This window comes from Lysinibacillus sphaericus, from assembly GCF_001629735.1.
GTDB classification, from domain to species: Bacteria; Bacillota; Bacilli; order Bacillales_A; family Planococcaceae; genus Lysinibacillus; species Lysinibacillus pinottii.
Map to the genome: position 1 here is coordinate 4276010 of NZ_CP015224.1, position 24066 is coordinate 4300075.

At 38.0% G+C, this 24066-nt stretch carries 20 protein-coding genes, 2 riboswitches and 1 other annotated feature; of the genes, 11 read left to right on the forward strand and 9 right to left on the reverse strand.

From position 1 onward, the window contains the following. Positions 1-101: 101 nt before the first annotated feature. Complete coding sequence (locus A2J09_RS20965) at positions 102-932, reverse strand: MetQ/NlpA family ABC transporter substrate-binding protein (RefSeq protein WP_012292676.1); 831 nt, start codon at positions 930-932, stop codon at positions 102-104. An 89-nt stretch (positions 933-1021) separates the two neighbouring features. After that, a riboswitch (SAM riboswitch) is annotated at positions 1022-1127 on the reverse strand. 122 nt (positions 1128-1249) lie between these two features. On the opposite strand from A2J09_RS20965, the gene A2J09_RS20970 reads away from it, so the two are divergent. Beyond that, on the forward strand, positions 1250-1753 hold the full coding sequence (locus A2J09_RS20970; protein WP_012292677.1) for a PPC domain-containing DNA-binding protein: 504 nt from the start codon (positions 1250-1252) through the stop codon (positions 1751-1753). Between the two features lie 47 nt (positions 1754-1800). Here A2J09_RS20970 and A2J09_RS20975 read toward each other — a convergent pair whose 3' ends face one another. Next, the gene (locus A2J09_RS20975) at positions 1801-2964 is read right to left on the reverse strand and encodes a pyridoxal phosphate-dependent aminotransferase (RefSeq protein WP_012292678.1); all 1164 of its coding nucleotides are present in this window, start codon (positions 2962-2964) and stop codon (positions 1801-1803) included. A 96-nt stretch (positions 2965-3060) separates the two neighbouring features. Here A2J09_RS20975 and A2J09_RS20980 point away from each other — a divergent pair, with 96 nt between their 5' ends. After that, a complete protein-coding gene (locus A2J09_RS20980; RefSeq protein WP_012292679.1) occupies positions 3061-3855 on the forward strand; it encodes a carbon-nitrogen family hydrolase in 795 nt (264 codons plus the stop codon). Between the two features lie 47 nt (positions 3856-3902). Here A2J09_RS20980 and A2J09_RS20985 read toward each other — a convergent pair whose 3' ends face one another. Continuing rightward, the gene (locus tag A2J09_RS20985) at positions 3903-5471 is read right to left on the reverse strand and encodes a PucR family transcriptional regulator (protein WP_012292680.1); all 1569 of its coding nucleotides are present in this window, start codon (positions 5469-5471) and stop codon (positions 3903-3905) included. A 233-nt stretch (positions 5472-5704) separates the two neighbouring features. Between A2J09_RS20985 and A2J09_RS20990 the strand changes: the two genes are divergently transcribed. The 3 genes from A2J09_RS20990 to A2J09_RS21000 are packed head-to-tail and all read left to right on the forward strand — an operon-like array spanning position 5705 to position 10058. Further along, a complete protein-coding gene (locus A2J09_RS20990; protein ID WP_012292681.1) occupies positions 5705-7117 on the forward strand; it encodes an amino acid permease in 1413 nt (470 codons plus the stop codon). 24 nt (positions 7118-7141) lie between these two features. Further along, positions 7142-8671 carry a CoA-acylating methylmalonate-semialdehyde dehydrogenase gene (locus A2J09_RS20995; RefSeq protein WP_036162562.1) on the forward strand — a complete coding sequence of 510 codons (1530 nt, stop codon included), beginning with the start codon at positions 7142-7144 and terminating at the stop codon, positions 8669-8671. Between the two features lie 34 nt (positions 8672-8705). After that, entirely contained in the window at positions 8706-10058 is a 1353-nt protein-coding gene (locus A2J09_RS21000; protein ID WP_012292683.1) for an aspartate aminotransferase family protein, read from the forward strand. Between the two features lie 275 nt (positions 10059-10333). Here A2J09_RS21000 and A2J09_RS21005 read toward each other — a convergent pair whose 3' ends face one another. Continuing rightward, positions 10334-11500 (reverse strand): FtsW/RodA/SpoVE family cell cycle protein, encoded by a 1167-nt coding sequence (locus A2J09_RS21005; protein WP_036160718.1) that lies wholly within the window; start codon positions 11498-11500, stop codon positions 10334-10336. A gap of 244 nt (positions 11501-11744) precedes the next feature. Here A2J09_RS21005 and A2J09_RS21010 point away from each other — a divergent pair, with 244 nt between their 5' ends. Both A2J09_RS21010 and A2J09_RS21015 read left to right on the forward strand, forming a co-directional pair. Further along, the gene (locus A2J09_RS21010) at positions 11745-13415 is read left to right on the forward strand and encodes a HAMP domain-containing methyl-accepting chemotaxis protein (RefSeq protein ID WP_012292685.1); all 1671 of its coding nucleotides are present in this window, start codon (positions 11745-11747) and stop codon (positions 13413-13415) included. Positions 13416-13763: 348 nt separating this feature from the next. Then, the gene (locus A2J09_RS21015) at positions 13764-14717 is read left to right on the forward strand and encodes an L-threonine 3-dehydrogenase (RefSeq protein WP_008176053.1); all 954 of its coding nucleotides are present in this window, start codon (positions 13764-13766) and stop codon (positions 14715-14717) included. A 181-nt stretch (positions 14718-14898) separates the two neighbouring features. Here the strand turns inward: A2J09_RS21015 and trpB are convergent, their stop codons facing one another. Both trpB and A2J09_RS21030 read right to left on the reverse strand, forming a co-directional pair. Next, positions 14899-16062, reverse strand: a complete 1164-nt coding sequence (gene trpB / locus A2J09_RS21020; protein ID WP_031418434.1) for a tryptophan synthase subunit beta — start codon at positions 16060-16062, stop codon at positions 14899-14901. Positions 16063-16121: 59 nt separating this feature from the next. Beyond that, positions 16122-16322 (reverse strand) — a binding site (T-box leader). 66 nt (positions 16323-16388) lie between these two features. Beyond that, entirely contained in the window at positions 16389-16874 is a 486-nt protein-coding gene (locus A2J09_RS21030; protein ID WP_031418436.1) for a QueT transporter family protein, read from the reverse strand. Positions 16875-16880: 6 nt separating this feature from the next. Next, a riboswitch (PreQ1 riboswitch) is annotated at positions 16881-16925 on the reverse strand. A 321-nt stretch (positions 16926-17246) separates the two neighbouring features. Between A2J09_RS21030 and A2J09_RS21035 the strand changes: the two genes are divergently transcribed. From A2J09_RS21035 to A2J09_RS21045, 3 genes are all read left to right on the forward strand, one after another. Then, positions 17247-18269 carry an ABC transporter substrate-binding protein gene (locus tag A2J09_RS21035; protein WP_036162563.1) on the forward strand — a complete coding sequence of 341 codons (1023 nt, stop codon included), beginning with the start codon at positions 17247-17249 and terminating at the stop codon, positions 18267-18269. An 81-nt stretch (positions 18270-18350) separates the two neighbouring features. Continuing rightward, positions 18351-19379 carry an ABC transporter permease gene (locus A2J09_RS21040; RefSeq protein WP_012292688.1) on the forward strand — a complete coding sequence of 343 codons (1029 nt, stop codon included), beginning with the start codon at positions 18351-18353 and terminating at the stop codon, positions 19377-19379. After that, positions 19372-20166, forward strand: coding sequence for an ABC transporter ATP-binding protein (locus tag A2J09_RS21045; protein ID WP_031418445.1), 795 nt, complete (start codon positions 19372-19374; stop codon positions 20164-20166). Before A2J09_RS21040 ends, A2J09_RS21045 begins: the two co-directional genes overlap by 8 nt. Before the next feature lie 219 nt (positions 20167-20385). Here the strand turns inward: A2J09_RS21045 and ilvA are convergent, their stop codons facing one another. After that, the gene (gene ilvA, locus A2J09_RS21050; RefSeq protein WP_012292690.1) at positions 20386-21648 is read right to left on the reverse strand and encodes a threonine ammonia-lyase IlvA; all 1263 of its coding nucleotides are present in this window, start codon (positions 21646-21648) and stop codon (positions 20386-20388) included. A 335-nt stretch (positions 21649-21983) separates the two neighbouring features. Between ilvA and A2J09_RS21055 the strand changes: the two genes are divergently transcribed. Continuing rightward, a complete protein-coding gene (locus tag A2J09_RS21055) occupies positions 21984-22727 on the forward strand; it encodes a TerC family protein (RefSeq protein ID WP_012292691.1) in 744 nt (247 codons plus the stop codon). Between the two features lie 47 nt (positions 22728-22774). Here the strand turns inward: A2J09_RS21055 and bshB2 are convergent, their stop codons facing one another. Together bshB2 and A2J09_RS21065 are read right to left on the reverse strand one after the other, a co-directional pair. Beyond that, on the reverse strand, positions 22775-23464 hold the full coding sequence (gene bshB2 / locus A2J09_RS21060; protein ID WP_012292692.1) for a bacillithiol biosynthesis deacetylase BshB2: 690 nt from the start codon (positions 23462-23464) through the stop codon (positions 22775-22777). Positions 23465-23477: 13 nt separating this feature from the next. Continuing rightward, positions 23478-23828: a YojF family protein gene (locus A2J09_RS21065; protein ID WP_008176033.1), complete on the reverse strand. Its 351-nt coding sequence runs from the start codon at positions 23826-23828 to the stop codon at positions 23478-23480. Positions 23829-24066: the final 238 nt, after the last annotated feature.

The following is a 24066-nucleotide window of genomic DNA, read 5'->3' on the forward strand; positions in this document are numbered from 1 at the left end:
ATTACTTGCTCCTTTCTTAGCTTCTAAAAAGCAAGAATCTGCGCGATTTCCATAGTGGACAATTGGCAGATTCTCAGCCTTATATCAGCTTTTGGCATGTATTACCAGCTAGGGATTACAGAACCTTTGAATTCCTCTTCAATGAATTGGCGCACTTCATCAGACTGGTAAGCCTCAACGAATTTTTTAATTGTTGGGTCATTTTCATTTTCAGCACGAACGACAATGTAGTTCACATATGGAGAGTCAGTAGATTCTAAAAGAATAGAGTCCTCTTGTGGATTAATGCCAGCTTCCAGCGCAAAGTTCGTATTAATAGCAGCTACATCTACTTCACTAAGCTGCTTAGGAATTTGTGCGGCTTCTAATTCTATGAATTTTAAATTCTTTTTGTTTTCTTCCACGTCACGAACAGATGCTGTTAAGTCCGCTCCATCTTTTAATTTAATATAGCCTGCCTCTTGTAAAACAAAGAGAGCTCGCGCTCCATTTGTTGGGTCATTCGGTAAGCCAAATGTTGCGCCTTCAGGAACGTCATCCAATGATTTATATTTTTCAGAGTAAATCCCCATAGGATTTAAAATTGTTTTGCCAACTGGTACTAAATCTGTATCGTGATCTTTATTAAAAGTATCGAGGAAAGGTTTATGCTGATAGCTGTTTGCATCAAGATCTCCTTCAGCTAAGGATGTATTGGGTAAAACATAATCAGAAAAAGATTTTAGTTCTACTTCTAGCCCCTTTTCCTTTGCGACTTTAGCAGCTACCTCTGCAATTTGCTCATGAGGTCCTGAAGTGACACCCACGACAATTTTATTTTCATCGATAGCGTCGCTTTTTCCTGTACTATCTTCTTTAGAGCCACAGCCCGCTAGTGCTGCTACTAATGTAAGACTTGCTAAACCTACTAAAAATTTATTTTTCTTCTTCATGAAAACTACCTCCAAAAATTGTTTTATCGGTTTTTTGAAAATAAAAAAACTCTCTTATAAATTAAGAGAGGCTCATGAAAAAAAGTCCTCTCTTATCTATCAAACGAATTTCGTTTGCAGGATTTAGCACCTTCCTTCATAAAAGGAGGTTGCCGAGCTTCATAGGGCCAGTCCCTCAGCTACTCTTGATAAGAGATTCATATTATATTTTTGTATTTCCGATAGAACTAATATAATTTATAGGGTATAGTAAGTCAATAAATATTTTTGAAATTTTTTATATTGTTATAATATTTTGTCGCGAAGGAGGGGGAAGAATGCCAGTAAGAGTTAATTATGGCATAGGTTCATTTGGTAAGGTGATTAGTGCACGTCTTCTCATGGGGACAGACATCATTGAAGGAATAGAGGCACTTTGTGAAGAGAATAATATTGATTCAGCAACCATTATTAGTTGTATTGGTAGTTTTCAAAAAAGTAGCTTTGTTTATTTAGTACCCGATGAAACCTCCCACATTAAAGTTCGATTTAGTGATGTGGTAGAGAAAGAGGGGCCACTCGAGTTTATCCAAGGTTCAGGAGTGGTTTGTAAGCGTGATGCAGGATATGAAACGCATTTCCATGGTTCCATGAGTGATCAATGGGGAGTGGTTTCAGGCGGTCATTTTATAAAGGGCGGAAATATCGTCATAACAGCAGATGTAGTACTGGCAGAAGTGCAAGGCATTCAGCATATCCGTCAGATGGATGATGAAACAGGTCACGTACAATTTTATCCATTAGAACATGTGTTAGATTTTCCAAGGGAAATTGAAAAATAGTAAGTCCTGTAGCTAGTGAAAGCTACAGGACTCTATATGGTTACATGTTAAAATAATTTCAATTGCTCAATTCTTTGGATGGCCTCTCGTAAACGTTCCTCGCTTACAAGCAAGCCAATACGCACATAGCCTTCCCCATATTGACCAAAGCCATTACCTGCGGCTACTGCAATATCAGCTTTGTCGAGCAATATATCGGCGAATTGTTCGCTTGTAAAACCTAATGGGACAGGGAGCCAGGCAAAGAAGGAGCCTTTTGGTGCTGTTACTTGCCAGCCAATTCTATGCGCTTCTTCGATTAGAACATTTCGACGACGCTCATAGGTAGCTCTTAGCTCATCTGCACATTCCTGTGAAGCTGTAAGGGCAATAGCTGCTGCTTGTTGAATAGCTGGAAATTGACTACAAAACAAATGATCCTGAATAAGATTAATCGCAGCAATTAAATCAGCATTACCAACAGCAAAGCCTATACGCCAACCTGCCATATTATAAGTTTTTGATAATGTGTACATTTCGATTCCAACTTCTTTTGCGCCATTGGCCTGTAAAAAGCTAATAGGCTTATTGCCATCAAATCCAATTGCACCATATGCAAAATCATGTGATACGATGATATTATGCTCCTTAGCAAAGCGAACAGTTTCTTCAAAAAATTCAAGTGTTGCTGTACCACCCGTAGGATTATTTGGGTAATTTAAGTACAGTAACTTGGCCTTTTCCTTAACTTCTTTAGGTAGGGCATCATAATCAGGTAAGAAATGATTCTCAGCAAAAAGTGGCAACACTTCAAAATTTACATCACCTAATACAACACCTGATAAGTAGTCTGGATAGCCAGGGTCTGGTAATAGCATTGTATCCCCTGGATTTAACACAGCCAAAGGTAGCTCAACAAGACCAATTTTTGTGCCACCAAGAATCGCTACTTCAGTATCGGGATTAATCTCCACATCATATTCCCGTTTATAAAAGTCGGCAGCCGCTTGACGTAGTTCGGCGATACCACGAAATGGCGAATATTTGTGGTTTTGAGGATTTTCAGCTGCTCCCTGTAATGCTTGAATAATATGAGTAGGCGTAGGCTGGTCGGGATTTCCTTGACCAAGATTAATCACATCGCGTCCTTCTTCCAAGGCATTGTTTACTTTTTGGACAAGCGCCGCAAAAAATTGAGTGGGTAATTGCTGTAGTTTTTTCGAGAATTCCATGCATGATCACCTTTTTCAGAATATAATAATTATTATTAAAGAATATGAAGCAAATAGTATTACTTTTTTTGTTAATTGTCTATAGGAGGAATTATTATGAAAATCGGTTGTATTCAGTTAAACATTGGCTTCGGCAAAGTAGAAGAAAATTTTACACGGGCGGAGGACAAGATTCGTGAAGCAGCAAAACTAGGGGCAGAAATTATTGTGCTACCGGAAATGTGGAATACAGGCTACGCATTGGAGAAACTACCAGAATTGGCGGATGTCAATGGTGAGCGTTCAAAAGTATTTTTAGCTAACTTAGCGAAGGAGCTTAGTGTACATATTGTCGGTGGCTCCGTTTCCATAAAAAAGGACGACAAGTTTTACAATACGATGTATACATTTGATAACAATGGAGTACTTGTTGGGGAATATAGCAAGGCACATCTTTTTCGTTTAATGGACGAGCATCTTTATTTAGAGGCTGGAGATGATATGAATCGATTTGCGCTAGGACCAATTGAAGCGGCTGGTGTCATTTGCTATGATATTCGTTTCCCTGAGTGGTTACGTGCACATGCCCTCCAAGGAGCGAAGGTGCTGTTTGTACCAGCTCAATGGCCGACACCTAGAATCGATCATTGGAAAACATTGCTGCAAGCGCGAGCGATTGAAAACCAATGCTTTGTTATAGCAGTTAACCGTATTTCGAGAAAAGTAGAAAACTTTAATGGGCAATCGATGATTATTCAGCCATGGGGTGAAGTGCTTTGGGTTGGTGCTGAAGACGAGGAAGTTGCAGTAATTGATGTGGATTTCTCCATAGTTGATGAAGTACGTGGAAGAATTCCTGTATACGATGATCGTCGACCAGGACTTTATCAAGATGTTGTGGTGAAAGGATAATGAGATGGCACGTTGAAGGGGAGAGGCCTCTTGAACGTGCCTATTTTTTAACTCTTGTCATCAATTAAGGAGTTTGCAAGGAGCATAAATTCTAGAGTGATGCGATTATGACCCTTCATGAAATTTTCTCCGAGTAAACTTTCAAGCTTTTTTAAGCGGTGATACAGTGTTTGACGAACAATAAACAATTGGTTAGCCGTTTGCTGCTTGGAGCCGTTTGATTGTAAATAGACTTGTAATGTTTCAAGGAGCTTGCTGTTATATTTTTCATCATACTCAATAACTGGCTGTAAATAGTCATTTATAACTTCCTTTAAATTCACCTGCATTTGTAATTTATAGATTAAATGATACAAATGCAAATCGTCGTAAAAGAATGATGAAGCTTGCACCTTGCGGCAAATATATAATGTTTCTAAAGCAGTTTGATAGCTTTTGAAGATATCTTGTACATCTGCAACAACTTTACCAACTGCTATTTGAAACTCTTGAGTTTGCTGTTTTTTATAAAATTCAGTTTTAGGAAGCGAGGTGAAGATGCTATTTAGTATTTCACGAATCGCTCGACAATCTTTGGCATGAAGTAAAATAAAAATGACATAGCTTTTTCTTTCGAATAAAAACGGGATAAAGCCATGCTGTTCAAAGAGATTACGGTAATAAAGTTTACTATAGACAATATCCTCCTGCGCTTTCATGACTGTACTAGGAGTGGCCAAAATAAAGACAACGCCACTAGATTGTGAAAAGTTGGTATAGTGGGAAACGATAAATTTATAGATTTCTTCCTTGGATAGCTTTTGGTCGATCCAATCAGCTAAAATTGAGGCGTCCTCAATATTCTTTTTCTCCTCAATATAGAACTCTCGCATTAATAATTGTGCTAATGCTGTTGCTGTACGGTCTAAAATTAATAATTCAAACTCTGAAAATAGACCATCTTCACGGAATAAGGTTAAATCTGCATAATGCTGATCAAAAATATAGATGGGCTCATGTTTAAATTGCTGAGCATATTTATTCAATGCTAATAATTGCTGACGTTTACTTTTAGTCATATTAGGATATAAGACGGGTTCCCGTCCCTTAATAGAAAACATAATTTGTGTTTTTAATTCGATATACATATTTTGTAAGATGTCTTCCGTATTTTGTCCTAACACCGTATTTTTATTTAAAGTTTGTGAGTAGGATTCTAGTGTCGAAACCATTAAATACTGCTGATTTATAATTTGACTATGTAAATCCTGTGTAATGCGAACAAAAGGAACCGCTTCATGAAAAACAATAATCGGGAACTGATGACGATTTGCAATAGCAAGTATTGCTTCTGGAACTGCTTGAATAGAAGAGCCATACTCAATACAAAGGGCAGCACAATTTTTTTCAATTAAGGATTCAATAAACGTCATAAAATCTTCAATGCCATGTTGAAGACTGATCCCCGTCGTTAACACCAACTCTTCTCCAACTAAAAAATTATCTACATGGACTATTTCAAGAACATGTGCCCACTTTACGATTCTTAATAACCCCTCATGACCTGCAACTACCTCTGCATTCTGAAAGTATTTATTGTCTAAAACATGAAGTACTTTAAGTTGGAATTGGCTCAATATAGCTCCTCCTTTGGAAACATCTTTTATGACTTTTTTATCTATTATTGCTGTTTACTGTTATTAAATAGCTAGAAAACTAAATAAAGTAACATTTTAAGAATATTTAGTCTATTTTACATTATGTTTAAAACAATTGTATAGAAATTTACAGTTTGTCTATTACTTCAACGATATGAAACATGTAAGATTTTTGTAAGCGATAATCCAATCTAATAAAAGAGGTGTCAGATATGGAGCAACAAACGCATTTACAAAGAGGATTAAAGAAACGGCATATGACGATGATCGCGATAGCGGGTGTAATTGGGGCTGGCTTATTTATGGGCAGTGGCTCAGTCATTAACTTGGCGGGTCCAGGAGCAATTTTGTCGTATATATTTGCAGGAATTATTGTCATCTTAGTGATGCGTATGCTAGGTGAGATGGCGGCTGTCAATCCAACAAGTGGGTCGTTTGCACACTATGCACATGAAGCAATTGGTCCATGGGCAGGCTTTATGATTGGTTGGCTGTATTGGTTTTTCTGGGTCATTGCTATCGCATTAGAGGCAACGGCAGCAGCGGCGATTATTCAATATTGGTATGACGGAATTCCTTTATGGCTCTTAAGTTTACTTTTAACAGTAGCACTTACTTTAACAAATGTTCTTTCTGTAAAAGCCTTTGGCGAATTTGAATATTGGTTCTCTCTTATTAAGGTTGCAAGTATAGTAGTTTTTTTAGGTCTAGGCGCATTTATTATTTTTGGTATAGCACCAAACTTTAACGCTGTTGGTCTGACGAATCTAGTTGAGCAGGGTGGATTTTTACCAAACGGCTTTGGCGCTGTATTAATGGGTGTTGTCATTGTTATTTTTTCTTTTATGGGGACAGAGATTGTGGCTATCGCTGCTGGTGAGTCAGATGAACCGTTAGCAGCTGTCACAAAAGCTACGAATTCGATTACTTGGCGCATTTTAATTTTCTATGTAGGCTCAATAACAGTTGTTGTGACGTTATTGCCTTGGCACTCCTCTGATATTTTAACAAGCCCTTATGTAGCAGTGCTAGATTATATTGGTATTCCTGCCGCTGCACAAATTATGAATTTTGTTGTTTTAACAGCTGTGCTATCGTGTTTAAATTCTGCACTTTATGCAACATCACGAATGGTATTTTCTTTAGCAGAGAAGGGGGAGGCACCGAAAGCTTTTTTAAAATTAAATAAAAATGGTGCACCAGTGAATGCAATTTTAGCTGCAACATTTTTCTCTTATATTGCCGTTATTATGAATTATGTTTCACCTGATAAAGTATTTATGTTTTTGCTAAGCTCTTGTAGTGCTATTACTTTGATTCTTTATTTAATCATCGCCTTTTCACAATTGAAAATGCGTAGAAAGATTGAACGCGAAAATCCTGAGCTACTGAAGGTGAAGATGTGGCTATTTCCTTATCTAACGTATTTCACCATAGTAGCTACAACTGCCTTATTAATGGCCATGTTCTTTATTGAGTCTATGCGCTCACAAATTCTATTTACATGTGTTGTCGTTGCCGTGGTCATGATTTTTTATTTACTTACGCAAAGAAATAAGGTGATAAAACAGGTCGATGAATCAAGCTCTATTTTTAACAAAGACGAATTTGATTTTGAACAATAATCCCATGTAAGGAGAGGTTAAATGATGACAGTACAACAAAAAATGAAAACGCTAACACATTTTATCAAAGGGGAAGAGGTAGCTGGTACTAGTGGGAGATTTTCAGATGTGTATAATCCAACAACAGGTGAAACGATAGCGAGAGTACCGCTTGCTTCAAAAGACGAAGTACAGCAGGCCATTCAACAGGCTAAGGAAGCCTTTCCTGCATGGAAAAAGATGTCCATTGGGAAGAGGGTTGAGGTTGTACATCGATTCCGACAATTGTTAGTAACAAAACAGGAAGAGCTTATTGAAGTGATTTGTCAGGAAAGCGGGAAAACTAAAGAGGATGCGAAGGGCGAAATTATTCGAGGGATTGAATCGGTAGATATGGCGATTAGTGCCCCACAATTACTAAAAGGGGAGTATTCCGTCAATGTAGGTGGCAATATTAATGCTTTTTCTGCCAAATCACCACTCGGTGTAGTGGCAACGATTGCGCCTTTTAATTTCCCTGTTATGGTCCCTTTAGCTATTACAAGTATGGCTGTGGCAGTAGGGAATGCTGTTATTTTAAAGCCATCTGAACGTGTTCCTCATTCTGCATTATTTTTAAGTCAATTATGGAAAGAGGCGGGACTCCCTGATGGTATTTGGACAGTAGTGAATGGCGATAAAGAAGCGGTCAATGAGCTTCTAGAAAACAAAGAGATTCAAGCCATTTCCTTTGTAGGCTCTACGCCAGTAGCCGAATATATTTATCAAACGGGAACAAAGCATAATAAACGTGTGGCTGCTTTTGGTGGTGGTAAGAATTTTATGATTGTTATGCCAGATGCCAACTTGGAGCAAACTGCGAACGCCTTTTTAGGTGCTGCATACGGGGCAGCATCACAGCGCTGTATGGCGATTTCTGGAGCGCTTGTTGTTGGTCAAGATACCGAGCAGCGTTTTACAGACATATTGAAGCAGAAGATTTCACAGCTAAAGATAGGTCCTTATACAGAAGATGATGTCGATTTTGGTCCAGTTATTAGCCAACAATCGAAGGAAACGATTATCAGCTATATTGATGGGGCTGTTACTGAGGGGGCAAACCTTGTCATTGACGGACGAAATCCTAAAGTATGCGAAACATCTAATGGTTTTTATGTTGGACCAACACTACTCAATAATATTACGCCTGATATGACTATCTTCAAAGAGGAGGTATTTGGTCCAGCCCGCATAGTAGTGGGTGTAGAGACATTACAAGAAGCTATTGAATTAATTAATGACCATGAACTTGGTAATGGTGTAACGATGTTTACCAGCAGTGGTGCAGCAGCTCGTAAATTCCAAGAAGAGATTGAAGTGGGCATGGTAGGGGTTAATGTACCGATTCCAATTCCTGTCGGCTACCATAATTTCGGGGGATGGAAGCGCTCTAAGTTTGGTGAAGGGCATATGTTTGGTCCGGATCAAGCGAGATTTTTTACAAAGGCTAAAACAATCTCGGAGCGTTGGCCAGATGAAATGGAAGATGCAACAAGCTCCTTTGCCTTCCCAAGTAATAACGATGCAAAAAGCTAATCTACTGAAAAAATAAATGAGAGGGTGTTCGGCAATGACACAGATCAATCTTAAAAGTGATGTTTTAACAAAGGATGAGCAATATGTATGGCATTCAATGAAACCCTACAATCCACAAGCAACCTATGTAGTGGAAAAATCAGATGGTGCAAGAATAATAGATACAGATGGCATCGAATATATTGATGCCATGGCTGGGCTATGGTGTGTAAATGTGGGCTATGGACGTAAGGAACTGGCAGATGCCGCACATGAGCAAATGATGAAGAATGCCTATGCACCATTATCGCAGGGACATTTACCAGCCGTACAGCTAGCTGAAAAACTAAATGACTTGCTTGGTGGGGAGTACGTTATTTTCTTCTCTAATAGTGGATCAGAAGCGAATGAAACAGCTTTTAAAATAGCACGACAATATCACCAGCAAAAAGGGCAAAGCTCCCGCTATAAGATTGTCTCTCGCTACCGCGCCTACCATGGAAATTCCTTTGGGGCATTAGCAGCAACAGGGCAAGCGGAACGGAAATATAAATACGAGCCTCTGTCTCCTGGCTTTATCCATGTTGCACCGCCTGATCAATACCGTGAACATGAAGATGATGCTATTGCGCCATTAGATTTAGCCAGCGTAAGGGCTGTCGATAAAACGATGACATGGGAACTGAGTGATACGATTGCAGCCATGATTTTAGAGCCAATTATTACAGGTGGCGGCGTCATTATGCCTCCTGAAAACTATTTAAAAGGCATAGAGGAAGTATGTAAAAAGCATGGTGCTTTAATGATAGTGGATGAAGTTATTTGTGGCTTTGGTCGAACAGGTAAGCCATTTGGATTTATGAATTATGGTGTGAAACCAGATATTATTACAATGGCTAAAGGGATTACGAGTGCATACTTACCATTATCAGCAACTGCCGTAAAGCGTGAGATTTATGAGGCTTTCACTGGCACAGATGCCTATGGCTATTTCCGCCATGTCAATACATTTGGGGGCTCTCCAGTGGCATGTGCAGTTGCATTAAAAAATATTGAAATTCTAGAGCAAGAAGCATTGTTCGACCGCTCCAAGGAGATGGGGAAGGCCACATTACAAACATTGCAAGAAAATTTACAGGATCATCCGAATGTAGGAGATGTGCGGGGCAGAGGTTTATTAATTGGGATTGAGTTAGTAGTAGATAAAGTCTCGAAAGAACCTTTACCAGTGGAGAAGGTAAATGCTGTTATTGCTGCATGCAAAGAACAAGGGGTGATTATTGGGAAAAATGGGGCAACAGTAGCCGGCTTTAATAATGTTCTGACACTATCACCACCACTAAATATTGTGCAAGCAGATCTTCAGCGCATACTTGATGTGGTCGTTGAGAGTTTAAAGAAGCTTTAATAAATACTATTGGTTCTAAAGGACTCTAAATAAGAGCTTTTAGAACCTTTTTATGAAATCAGAAAAAGGTTCAATCAATAAAATAACAATCAATTTATGTAAAATAATACTGGAAAAAGGTGAACTGTAGTTTATAAAAATTTTTTTGATAATTATCTATCAAAAGTGTCCTGGCGAGGGATATTCTTTTAATTACTTCTTTTTAAACGAACAATCAATCAGAATAATCCCTTTTTATCTAGCAAGTAGAGAAAATCCTTCTCTACTTGCATCTCTTAGTCTTCTCTTTTAAACATATACCCCTTATAGGATTTATGAATAATCATGACAATTCCCATTAGCATGAAATTTGACAAAAGTGAGCTGCCCCCGTAGCTTAAAAAAGGCAAAGTAACTCCCGTGACTGGTAAAAGTCCAAGGGTCATGCCAATATTTTGAGTAATTTGGAAGGCTAATAAGCTTGATATTCCTGCGCCCATTAATGTCATAAAAGGATCTTTTGCTTCAACTGTAATAAGCACAATCCTGTAGATGACAAAAAACAGTAAAGCAATGACGAATGCACCGCCAGCAAACCCTAATTCCTCAGCAATAGTAGAAAAAATAAAATCAGTATGTTTTTCTGGTACATAAACATTGTTATTCAGATAGCCTTTCCCGATAAATTCACCCGATCCAATGGCTAAAAAGCCCTGGCGTACTTGAAACGAAGAATCTATGTAATCATAAGGCTGCAGCCAACCATAAATACGAGATACTTGATGTCCTGATAGGGCACCTAAAATTTTTTCCGTGAAAAAATCATTAAATCTGACATAAAGTACTACAACTATACTGATAAGAACTAGAGGAATGGCCGTAAACACAATCAGTAACTTTCTATGAATACCCGAAAAAAGTATCATGGGTAGAATCATTGCCATGTATAACATAACCATGCCTGTGTCGGGTTGTTTATAAACAAGGAGCGAAGGAGGAAGGACGATGAGTCCGATTTTTACTAATAGCCATAAATCAGCTAGATAAGAGGGGCGTCCATTTTTCTCTTGATGAGAGATAATGACTTTACTCACAACAATTAAAAAGGCGAATTTTAAGAACTCAGATGGCTGAAGGGAGCCTAGAAATGGTATTTGATACCAAGATTTAGCCTCGTTTATCGTCCGTGCAATACTTTCTGGTGCTACTATGAGTCCAGCAGTTAATGCTACGGCTAATCCATAAAACGGCCATCCAATCTTTTTTAATTGTTCAATATCAAGTAAGGAAATCCCAAACATGATCATAAACCCAATGAGATAAAAGATAAATTGCTTCATAATGAAGGAACTGGTATATTGTCCGAAATTGACACTGCTAGAATGGACAAAAAGACAGCTAAAACCTCCAATGAAAAAGAGGCTCACAACTAAACTTCCATCCAATTTCTTAAGCTGCGACAAATGTAACACCTTCTTTCTATAGTTAATATTATAAACGCTGGTAATGTGTGGAAGGTTGCAACTATTTACATGATGCAAATAAAGGATATTTGTACATGTTGATTTGTACGGTAAATTACCTATATGGGATGAGTGAGTGGGCATAATTTCTTAATTCTTCGTCTAATCTTTACAAAAATATAACACTGGCTTTATATCTTCATACTATCATTATTGGTAAGAGTTGGAGGAGGAGCCAGAGATCATGCATTTTTTTCGTTTCATTAAGGTGAAGGACAAGTTACTTGTACTTATGATTGTTTGTGTATTATCGAATGTATTGCTAGGTGTATTTAGTGTGGATTATTTGAGAAAAATGTCGTGGCATGCAAGTGAGAGTTACAAACAGGGGCTTGTTCCAATTGGATGGCTAAATGAGCTGGAGGAATCGCAACGTCAATTAGATTTTATCGTTGATTCTGATGGTGATTATAAAAGAATGTCAGCCATTTTAAAAGACGTGGATAAGCCGTTAGACCATTTAAAAGGGCAAGAAATTGATAAAAAAATGAGTCATCAAATTAATAAGTATAAATCCTTGCTAGGAAAGCAGAGAGAAAAGATTGAGGGCTACCAGCAATTGAAACAAAGTGAACAAGAGAAATTTTATTCACAGACGTTTCTACCAATAAGTCAGGAAATTCATACATTATTAGAAGAAACTCAAAACTATCTTGTTCAACGAGCAAAAGACCAACAACAGTCCTATCAAGAAGATGTACAATTTGGTTATTGGCTGCTTGGTGGGGTGTGTTTAACAGTTGTGATGCTAGTTATTATTATAGGATTTATAGCAACAAAGGCAGTCAATGTACCTACACGACAATTGAAATCATTATTAAAGCAAGCTGAACAGGGTAATTTCACTGCCAATGCAAGTTATGTGGCTCATGATGAGCTAGGTGAGGTAGTGCTTTCTTACAATCAAATGGTCACAGAAGTGAAACGTTTACTCCATACAGTTACGGACAGTGCCTACGAAGTGGAGAAAATGACCGGGAAATTGCAGGAGTCCTCAGAGGAATCCTCTACAACAACATTAAAAATAGCTAAAGATGTACAGTCTATTTCAGATTCAACAGCCGCGTCTACTAATAAATTGGCCTCCAATACATCATCACTAGAAGAAGTTTTAAATGATGTACAGGTCATATTAGAGAAAATTCAAATTGTGGAAAATTTCGCCCACAAAACTGCTAGAGATGCGGAGAGCGGTACTGAAATTGTGCAGGCCAACTTGGCGCAAATGCAGACGATTAAGCAAGCTGTCGAGAAATCCAATACAGCCATTTTTAATTTAGTTCAACGAGCATCATCTATCGATCAAATGATAGAGGTCATCGAAAGAATAACAGCTCAAACAAATCTATTGGCGTTAAATGCATCTATTGAAGCGGCAAGAGCGGGCGAGCATGGCAAGGGATTTGCAGTAGTAGCGAATGAGGTACGTAAGCTTGCGGAGCAAACCGTCCATTCTACACAAACTATTACATCCATTGTACAAAACATTCATTTGGATTCAAGCTATGCAGTGCAAATGATGGAGGGCGTTCTAGTGGCAACCGAGAAAGGCGTTACTGTAACAGGACAAACGGCTTCCAGTTTTGATCAAATTTTAGAAAAAGTACATACAATCAAGCCTTATATTATGGAAGTATCTTCTACAGTTCAAGAGATTGCCAATCATACAAAAAAAGTTAGTGATGATGCGGTTATGTTGACATCGTTATCTGATACGAATACAGTATCGACAAAGCATGTTGCTGCTTTAACAGCCAATCAATTAACAGCACAGCAACATTTCCATAATTATATTAAAGAATTACGAAAGGTATCAAAAGTGCTACAAATAGCCGTTAAACGTTTTTCAATATAATTTAGTCATTCATATCTTAATGGGCGATTGAATCTCCTTTGTAAAGTTAGCAAAGGGGATTCTTTTTATTTGCTCTAATAACTTGTTGGATGGTAGTTTCAAAATATGTCCTCTGTGAATATACAAATGTATTTGATATATTTTTGTAGCACAATAATTTAAAATGTTCATATACTGAGAAGTAAGGGGTAGTATGTTTCTTTTATGAATATTTTTAATATAATTGTTGTATTTTCAAAACGAACACATTATAATGAATTTCATTGAAAGTGTTATTAAATCAATGTTTGTTAATATATTTTTGTACTTTCCATAAGTACAATTGTTCACATGTGGAGGTTTTGAGAAATGAAAAAAATTATGGTTACCGGAGCACTTGGTCAAATTGGTTCTGAGCTTGTAGAAAAACTTCGTAGTATTTATGGAGAGGACAATATACTTGCTACTGACATTAGAAAGCTTGACCATACTGAGGGCCCGTTTGAGATATTGGACGTTACAGATGGACAAAGAATGCATGATTTAGCAAAGGACTTTGGTGCTGATACAATGATGCATTTAGCAGCACTATTATCAGCTACAGCTGAAAGAAATCCTTTGTTGGCTTGGAATTTAAATATGGGTGGATTAATGAATGCTTTGGAAGTTTCACGAGAGTTAAATATGCAATTCTTCACACCAAGCTCAATAGGGGCATTCGGACCATCTACACCGAAGGAAGACACACCTCAGGATACATTGCAACGCCCGACAACTATGTATGGTGTTAATAAAGTGGCTGGCGAATTATTATGTGATTATTACTTCAGCCGTTTTGGAGTAGATACACGTGGTGTCCGTTTCCCAGGTTTAATTTCTTATGTAACACCCCCTGGCGGTGGTACAACTGATTATGCGGTAGAGATTTTCTACGAAGCGATTGAACAAGGTAAGTATACATCTTATATTCAAGAAGGTACGTATATGGATATGATGTACATGCCAGATGCTTTACAAGCAATTGTCGATTTAATGGAAGCCGATGGTAGTAAGCTTGTTCACCGTAATGCTTTTAATATAACAGCAATGAGTTTTGAACCATCGCAAATCGCAGCTGAAATAAAAAAACATTTACCGAACTTTACAATGAACTATCAGGTTGACCCAGTTCGTCAGGCAATAGCAGATAGCTGGCCAAACTCAATAAATATTGAAGCGGCACAAAAAGAGTGGGGCTTTAAAGCAGAGTACGATTTGTCAAAAATGACGGTAGATATGTTAGAAAAGCTAAAAATTAAACTGCATAAAAGAGCGATTTCATAATAGCGATTGAACGGATGATGTGATAGACTTCATCCGTTTTTTTTATGAAATAAATGGGGGATATATATTCTTATTGGAATAGATTCGTTTATACTTGTGTTTCAAGATCAGCAGACATTACATCATTAGTGAAAGTTGAAGAGCGATTTCCGGTTTAGGAAATCGCTCTTTCAGGTTTAAATTATTTATTTAACATATGAAAAACTTGCTCAACGTCCTTATCGCCACGACCTGAGATATTAATAATAATAATGTCATCAGTTGTAAGAGTAGGCGCTAGTTTTAGTGCGTGGGCAACTGCATGAGAGCTTTCGAGTGCAGGAATAATACCTTCTACCTTCGATAGCACCTGAAATGCCTCTAGGACTTCTTCATTAGTCACGGTAACATACTCTGCACGACCAATTGTTTTTAAATGACTGTGCTCAGGTCCCGCACCTGGGTAATCTAACCCTGCGGCAATCGAGTATGTTGGTAGAGGGTTTCCCTCTGCGTCCTGTAGCACTAAGCATTTGAAGCCGTGTAGTTCTCCAGGCGTTCCTTCGTTAAGTGTAGCAGCTTGATCTGGCTCTATTCCGATAAGACGAACATTTTTATCAGCAATAAACTCTGCGAATGCCCCTATAGCATTACTTCCACCGCCAACACAGGCTAGGACAGCGGTTGGTAGTTTTCCTTCTTTCTCCAAAATTTGCTCGCGGCTTTCGCGGCTAATAACTGATTGGAAATGTTTAACCATTGAGGGGAATGGGTGCGGCCCAACAGCAGAGCCCAATAAATAAAATGTCGTTTCGTAGTTTGCCACCAAATCAGCGAATGCTTCATCAACGGCATCCTTTAAACGTCCTTGCCCCTTATCAACAGCTACTACCTTTGCTCCAAGAAGCTCCATTCGAAATACATTTAATGCCTGACGTTTAGTATCCTCTAACCCCATATAAATAGTACAATCCATCCCGAACATGGCACAGGCAGTAGCGGTTGCCACACCGTGTTGTCCTGCACCGGTTTCAGCAATAACGCGATTTGCTCCCATACGTTTTGCTAATAAAATTTGACCCAATACATTATTGATTTTATGTGAGCCCGTATGGTTAAGATCCTCACGCTTTAAATATATTTTTGCGCCAGCCAATTGCTTTGTTAAATTTTCTGCAAAATAAAGAGGGGATTTGCGACCGACATATTCATTGAAATAATAATTCAATTCTGTATTAAAGTCTGCATCATCTTTGAATTTTTGGAAATTTTCATCCAAAATAGTTAATACATGCTGAAGCTCCTCTGGAACGAAGCTTCCACCAAATTCTCCGAAATATCCTTTATTCTCTGCTACTGTACTCATCTTTTCTCGACTCCTCTGCACTCATTTTTTCATAAAAAAAAGCCACTCCAATCCTCTGTAAAAAGGACGAGTAACCGTGGTGCCACCTTTATTCGCAATTGATGCGCGCTTTCTAACTCCGATAACGGGGAGCCAATCGGCCTTACATTGGAGTAAGGCTGCTCTGAAGTCCATTCACAAGTACGTACTACTGGTTTACACCGACCACCAGCTCTCTTTAAGTAACGATGCTTGCTACTACTCTTCTTCTTCGCATTTATTAGAAAGAATTGTAGAATGTTTTCAGAATATTGTCAAGAAAAAAAGACGAATCTTGTAAGACTCGTCTATTCAATCATCTCTTTAAAGTGAAGGCGTTTATTGAGTATATACATAATAGGTGCACCCACCGCTAAAACAACGAATTCACCTGCTGCCACCGTTAGCCAAGTCCAAAAGAATGGTAGCTCTAAGGCTAAATTCAATTCAAAGGCAATTATAAACATTGTACAAGTAAATAAGAATGTATTGATGATTAAGCGTGCCCAAATATTTTTAACAAATTTACAAATCAAAATGAACAAACCCAATGTAATCATAGAATGTCCAACACCAAATACTAAGTCGTAGATACCAAGTGGTGAAAAGATATTAGCAATAAATACTCCAATTATGATACCAACGGCAAAGCGTGGATTAAAGGCCACTAAATGGTTAAAAATTTCAGATACACGGAACTGTACCTCTGTAAAACCAAATGGTGCAACAAGCATCGTCACAGCAATGTATAGAGCTGCAATAATACCACTTGCTGCTAAAAACTTTATTTTCATATTCATTTCTCCTTAGTTTTTTTTCGTGGGATGGTTACGAACCACGGTGCTTTCACACAAGTCAATATTTTATTATACATATCTAGCAGAAGTCAAATGTCAGACTTTTTATCTATATGACTAAATTCGCAAAATTGTCATAAATATTTTTTACTATTTTTTAAAAAGGAATCGAATAACAAAAATAGCGTAGTTTAGCGGTTTAAAGCGTCAAATTAAATGGAATACTAAAATTTTTTGTGAAATACAAAAGTCAGAACATTCATAATGTTGTTGACGGAGCTCAATAATAACGATAATATAGCGATACATTCACACTTTGTTTGGATAAAGTGTGATAGATATTCCAGAACTTAATCGGGGGGATTAATGGTGAAGAGCAATGTCAAAAAGCTTTCATTCCTACTCTTTGGATTAGTATTACTACTGGCTGCTTGTGGTAGTGGTGGGTCTAGTTCAACAGAATCAAAGGGGAACGAAACGAATAATGCAAGTGACAGCGGGAACGCAGATGATAAAACATATAAAATCGGAATTACGCAAATTGTAGAGCATCCATCGCTAAATGCAGCGACGGAAGGCTTTAAAAAGGCGATTGAAGATGCAGGTTTAAAAGTTGAGTATGATTCACAAATCGCACAAGGCGATAATAGTCTTAACACAACGATTGCTAACAATCTAGTAAGTGCAAACGTAGATTTAATATTTGCTAACTCTACACCTTCTGCACAGGCCGCGGCAACAGCAACAAGTGATATTCCCATTATCTTCACATCTGTAACAGATGCTGTAGGTGCTCAGCTCATAGAGTCAATGGAGAAGCCAGGGAAAAATGTTACAGGTACTATCGATTTACATCCTGAAACGATTTCTAAAACAGTGGCCTTTTTAAAAGAGCTAGGTGCTAAAAACGTTGGTATGGTCTACAACGCTGGTGAGCAAAACTCCGTAGCACAGGTGAAAGAAGTAAAAAAAGTGATGGCTGAGGAAGGTCTTGAGGTTAAAGAGGCATCTGCAGCAACTTCTGCGGAAGTAAAGCAAGCCACTGAATCCTTAATTGGTAAGGTCGATGCATTCTATATTATTACGGATAATACAGTAGTTTCTGCATTAGAGTCTGTTATTGATGTAGCAAATGCCAATAAATTACCTTTAATTGTTGGAGAGCTTGACTCTGTAGCGCGTGGTGGTTTGGCGGCTTATGGTTTTGAATATTTCGATATCGGATATGAGGCTGGGCAAATGGCAGTGAAAATTTTAAAAGGTGAGGCAACACCTGCTGAAACGCCAGCGCAATTTCCACAAAATCTAAAGCTATTAATTAATAAAAAAGTAGCAGATGATTTAGGAATTGAAATTAAAGATTCTTGGGGTGCAGAACTTCTAGAAAAATAGATTGAAGCGGGGGAACCATCCCCGCTTTATCTTCATTTACAAGCAGTAGAATAATAAAGAGATTTAGGAGATGATTCAACGATGTTTTTAGCATTATTTGGCGCAGTGGAGCAAGGAATCATCTATGCAATTATGGCACTTGGTGTATATGTAACATTTCGGGTGTTAGATTTTCCGGATTTAACGGTTGATGGAAGCTTTGTAACAGGGGCGGCAACAGCAGCAACAATGGTTTTGCTTGGCTACCACCCAATCTTAGCGACTTTAGTGGCAATTGTTGCTGGATTTATTGCTGGATGTATGACAGGAATTCTTCACACAAAAGGGAAGATTAACCCACTTTTATCAGGGATTTTAATGATGATTGCTTTATATTCCATTAACCTACGGATCATGGGGTTAACTGCAGAAAATACGATAGGTCGCCCAAATATTCCATTACTAAACTCTGAAACAATATTTTCAAAGTTTCAAGCGTTTTGGAGTAATTTAGGGATTGATGATGCTCTCAACAGCCTATTAAAAGTCATGGGGATTCAGCAAGTACCAGGTACTTGGAGTGTACTAATTGTTATCGTAATTATTACGATTTTAATTAAAATAGGAGCAGATTGGTTCTTAAAAACAGAGGTTGGGCTGGCTATTCGGGCTACTGGTGATAATAAACGAATGATTCGCAGCTTCTCAGCTAATACAGATACACTTATTATTCTAGGGCTAGGACTTTCCAATGCACTTGTCGCATTTTCTGGAGCTTTAATCGCACAATATTCAAAGTTCGCTGATGTAAGTATGGGAATCGGTATGATTGTGATCGGGCTTGCATCTGTTATTATCGGGGAAGCAATTTTTGGTACAAAGACCATTATTCGTACCACTTTTGCAGTCATCGCTGGAGCTATTATTTATCGTATTATTTTAGCGCTAGCATTACGTGTAGACTTCCTGGATTCTGGCGATATGAAATTAATTACAGCTATCATTGTCATTTTGGCGTTGATTTTGCCTCAATTTATTAACAAGCGTAAGGAACGAAAGCGTAAGGCAAAACGAGCTGCCGAACTTACACAAGTCAAACCAGTAGAGCAAGGAGGAAAAGGCCTTGCTTAAATTACACGGTATAAATAAGGTGTTCAATGAAGGGACACCGGATGAAAAGATCGCTCTAGCAGAAATTAACTTACATTTAAAGCCTGGTGATTTTGTTACTATTATTGGGAGTAATGGGGCAGGTAAATCAACGATGATGAATATGATTTCTGGCGCCTTAACACCAGATTTTGGCACGGTCTCGATTGATGGTAACAATGTTACTCATTTGCCAGAGTATAAGCGCTCGCAATTAATCGGTCGTGTTTTCCAGGATCCAATGGCAGGGACAGCACCTGCTATGACGATTGAGGAGAATTTGGCACTAGCTTACTCCCGCAATAAGAGTAGAGGATTGAGAAGAGGTGTAGACAAGAAACGTCGTGAGTTTTTTATTGAATCGTTAGAGATGCTTGGATTAAATTTAGAAAACCGTCTTTCTGCAAAGGTTGGGTTACTTTCAGGTGGGGAACGACAAGCTTTGTCTCTCTTAATGGCCACTTTTACAAAGCCATCCATATTATTGTTAGATGAGCATACAGCTGCACTGGATCCTTCACGTGCAGAACTAATCACCCGCATTACAAAGTATTTAGTAGAAAAAGATCATTTGACGACATTGATGGTTACGCATAATATGCAACAAGCTTTAGATTTAGGGAATCGTCTAATTATGATGGATAAAGGTCAGATTATTTTAGAAGTTGGAGAAAATCGTAAACATGAATTAACGATACCTGATTTAATGGCTGAATTTGAACGCATTCGTGGAGAGAAAATGAATTCGGACCGTGCTTTATTAGGATAAAGGTATATCGTTCATACATTCGTATGAGTATAAGACTATAGGCAAACTCAATGACATTTGGGTTTGCCTATAGTTTTTTCATTTACAATGATGTGAGGGTCGTGCTTCTTCCCTCGCTCCATTCATCTATATAAATGGTTGAGAAAGATGCTGTTGAGGTGACTCTCAAATATTTAAACATAGAAAAAGCCTCACTTGCTAAAAGTGAGACTCCTTCTTTTAGACGAGTAGGCCAAATAGCTGAATATCATTGTTAACTTCTTTATATTTGAAGCCAAACTCATTCATTCTCGCTAGTAATCCCTCGTAATCCGATCGATCGCCGAGCTCAATACCCACTAGAGCAGGGCCGCTTTCTTTATTGTTTTTCTTAGTATATTCAAAGGTAGTAATATCATCATTAGGACCGAGTACGCTAGTTAGGAATTGACGAAGTGCGCCTGCCCGTTGAGGGAAGCTAACGATGAAGTAGTAAAGTAAACCTTCATGAATAAGAGACTTTTCTTTAATTTCCTGCATACGGCCAATATCGTTATTCCCACCACTGATGATAACTACGACAGACTTTCCTTTGATTTCTTCTTTATAAAAATCAAGAGCTGCGACTGACAATGCACCGGCAGGCTCAGCAATAATCGCATGCTTATTATACAAATCTAAAATGGTTGTACATACTTTTCCTTCAGGTACAAGAATAATGTCATCTAAATAACGGCGACAAACATCATAAGTATGATGACCGACACACTTTACAGCAGCTCCATCGACAAATTTGTCAATCCAATCAAGAGCAACTGTGCCACCTTCAGCAAAGGCAGCCTTCATACTGCCAGCACCGGCAGGCTCTACACCAATAATTTTGCTAGATGGAGAAAGGTTTTTAATATAGGCAGAAACACCAGACATTAAGCCACCACCACCGATACTGCCAAAAACGTAGTCGATTGGCTCTTCCATATCATTCATGATTTCTACCGCCACAGTTCCTTGCCCAGCAATAACATCGAAATCGTCAAATGGATGAATGAAGATTTTACCTTGTTCTTCACAGAAGCTTAGTGCGCTTTCAGCAGAGTCATCGAACGTATCACCCGCTAAAATAATTTCCACATACTCACGTCCAAACATACGCACTTGGTCTATTTTTTGCTTAGGTGTAGTTTGAGGCATAAAAATGCTAGCTTGAATTTTTAATTGGGCACAGGCATAAGCTACACCCTGTGCGTGGTTGCCTGCGCTGGCACAAACAACGCCAACATTGCGCGCTTCTTCCTCGATTTTTTTAATTTTATAATAGGCGCCACGAAGCTTGAATGAGCGTACATGTTGTAAATCCTCGCGTTTAAAATAAATATTTGCACCATATTTCTCTGATAAATAGTCGTTTCTTTGTAGAGGTGTATGCACAACTACGTCTTTTAAAAAATGGTGTGCAATGAGAACATTCTCCACTTGCACGGTTCTAGTATCAGCAACTTCCATAGTATTCATCCTCCATTTTACGTTTAAAACATTTATCTATGATAGCACACTTTATTTGCTTTTTGGACTTAATTTTTAGTAAATTCTAAATTTTCCGTGTCCATTTTGTTATGTAAGCGTTTTATCTTAATTCAACATACTTTTTATATCAAAAAAGGTATCAAACACGGTCATATATCACTTCTATGATAGTGCTCCTACTAGCAAATCACGTTTAAAAAAGAGCTCTTTTTAGAGGGGTGTCCACAATATCTTTGATCAAAAAAATACAATTTTCATATCAAAATTGGTCAAGCATATACTAGATTAGCTTGGGACAAGTGGGAGGGTAAGCAGTGGAAATCATTCAAGGAATTCTATCTACATATAGTCAGTTTTTTGATTGGGCAATGTGGAAGGAAGTATTAGTGGACCCTGTATCCTGGGGACTAATATTTTCCTTAATTATTATTGAAGGATTGCTATCAGCAGATAATGCACTTGTATTAGCAGTACTTGTCAAACATTTGCCGGATAAGCAACGAAAACGAGCTTTAATGTATGGGATGCTAGGAGCCTACTTTTTTAGATTTTTATTTATTGGAATAGGGGTTTATCTTGTAGAGTTTTGGTTTATTAAAGTGTTAGGAGCGTTGTATTTAGGATGGCTTTGTATCGCTCATTTTCTTCAAATTGGAAATGAGGATAGTGTGAAGGTGGTAAAAAAATCAGGCTTGATGGTTCGTTTCTTTGGGACCTTTTGGGCAACAGTTATTTCCGTAGAGCTGATGGATATTGCTTTTTCTATTGATTCAATATTTGCTGCCTTTGCTGTTTCAGATCAAGTATGGGTGCTTTTAATTGGAGGTATGTTAGGAATCTTAATGATGAGAACAATAGCGGGTGTATTTTTAATTATGATCGAAAAAGTACCTGAGCTAGAAGCAACTGCTTTCATCATTATTGGGGTAATAGGGTTAAAAATGTTAGTAAGTGTTGTTAATCTTCATATACCTCATTATTTTTTCTTCCTGTTTTTATTGATTGCCTTTTCCATCACGTTTATCGTGCATAAAGTAAATAAAGTAAAATCTACCTAATAAAATGAGGCTCTGTTCTCCAATCATAAGAGGACAGAACCTTTTATTTATTTTACATATTTATCAGGATCAATAATGTAGAATCTTTCAACATTTAGCCAGCTCTCGCTCATCGGTTCACCATCATCAATGCGTTTTTCTGTTTCTTGCATCATCCAACCAGTTTGTGATGCGTGTGCCTGTAAAGCTTGTAATTTATCCATTCGCATTTCGCGAATATCATAGACCACATGAGGTTCGCCATTTTTTTCAATAGTATCGTTTGCGAAGGCACAGCCAAATACTTGCGGACGTGCAGCCTTAGGCATGCGACGTACAGCTTCAACGACAGCACGTGCGGTTGCTTCATGATCTGGATGTACTGCAAAACCAGGTAGGAACGTAATAATTAATGAAGGCATTAGCTCTTCAATTAAACCTTCTACCAGCTTCACCATCTTCTCATCGTCTTCAAATTCGATTGTTTTATCACGAAGACCCATCATACGTAAATCTTGAATACCCATTGCTTCAACGGCTGCAATTAATTCTTTACGACGTATTTCTGGTAATGATTCGCGCGTTGCAAAGGGAGGATTACCTAAATTACGGCCCATTTCACCTAATGTTAAGCAGGCATATGTAACAGGTGTATTCATTTTTTTTGTATAGTAGGCAATCGTGCCAGCAACTGAAAAAGCCTCATCATCTGGGTGAGGGTACACAATTAAAATATGACGTTGTGGTTGTAAATTCAAAGAGTCGTCCCCCTTAGTAAGTAAATGGCGTTTCACTTATTTCAAGCGCAATCGCCAATTTTCCAGAGTAATCTAATCCAGCCATTAATAAACGGCCTAAATCATCTAATTCATAATGAGTAATACCTTGTGCATAAACCCAGCCATGAGGTAATTTTAATCCAACACGATGAGGTGTCTTGTCTACAACTTTAGCAAGTTCATAATTAATTTTTGCGTTCCGTATAAAGGCACCTGCATTAAAGAACTTTTCATCATAATGTGCTGCATAAGATCCGTTTGTCGTCTCAAGATGAATATAAACGTCTTTGTTGGCAAAAGAATTTAGTAATTCTTGCAACGTCTCTACTTGTACTTCTTGCATCTTAACACTCCTCTCGATCATTTCTCCTTTAAGTATAGTAAAAAAAATTAGCAAAGGGAAATTGATTGCTTCATACGTACAAATTAATGATTTGTGTAACTTACATCCCTCCCACATAATTTCATCTAGATTAATCTAATTCTAAATCAGGGCAAGATGAATCATTAACTATTAATCTATGACAAGTTTCCAAGCAATATTCTTGAAAAAATTATTGTAATGTATCAATATAAGGGGT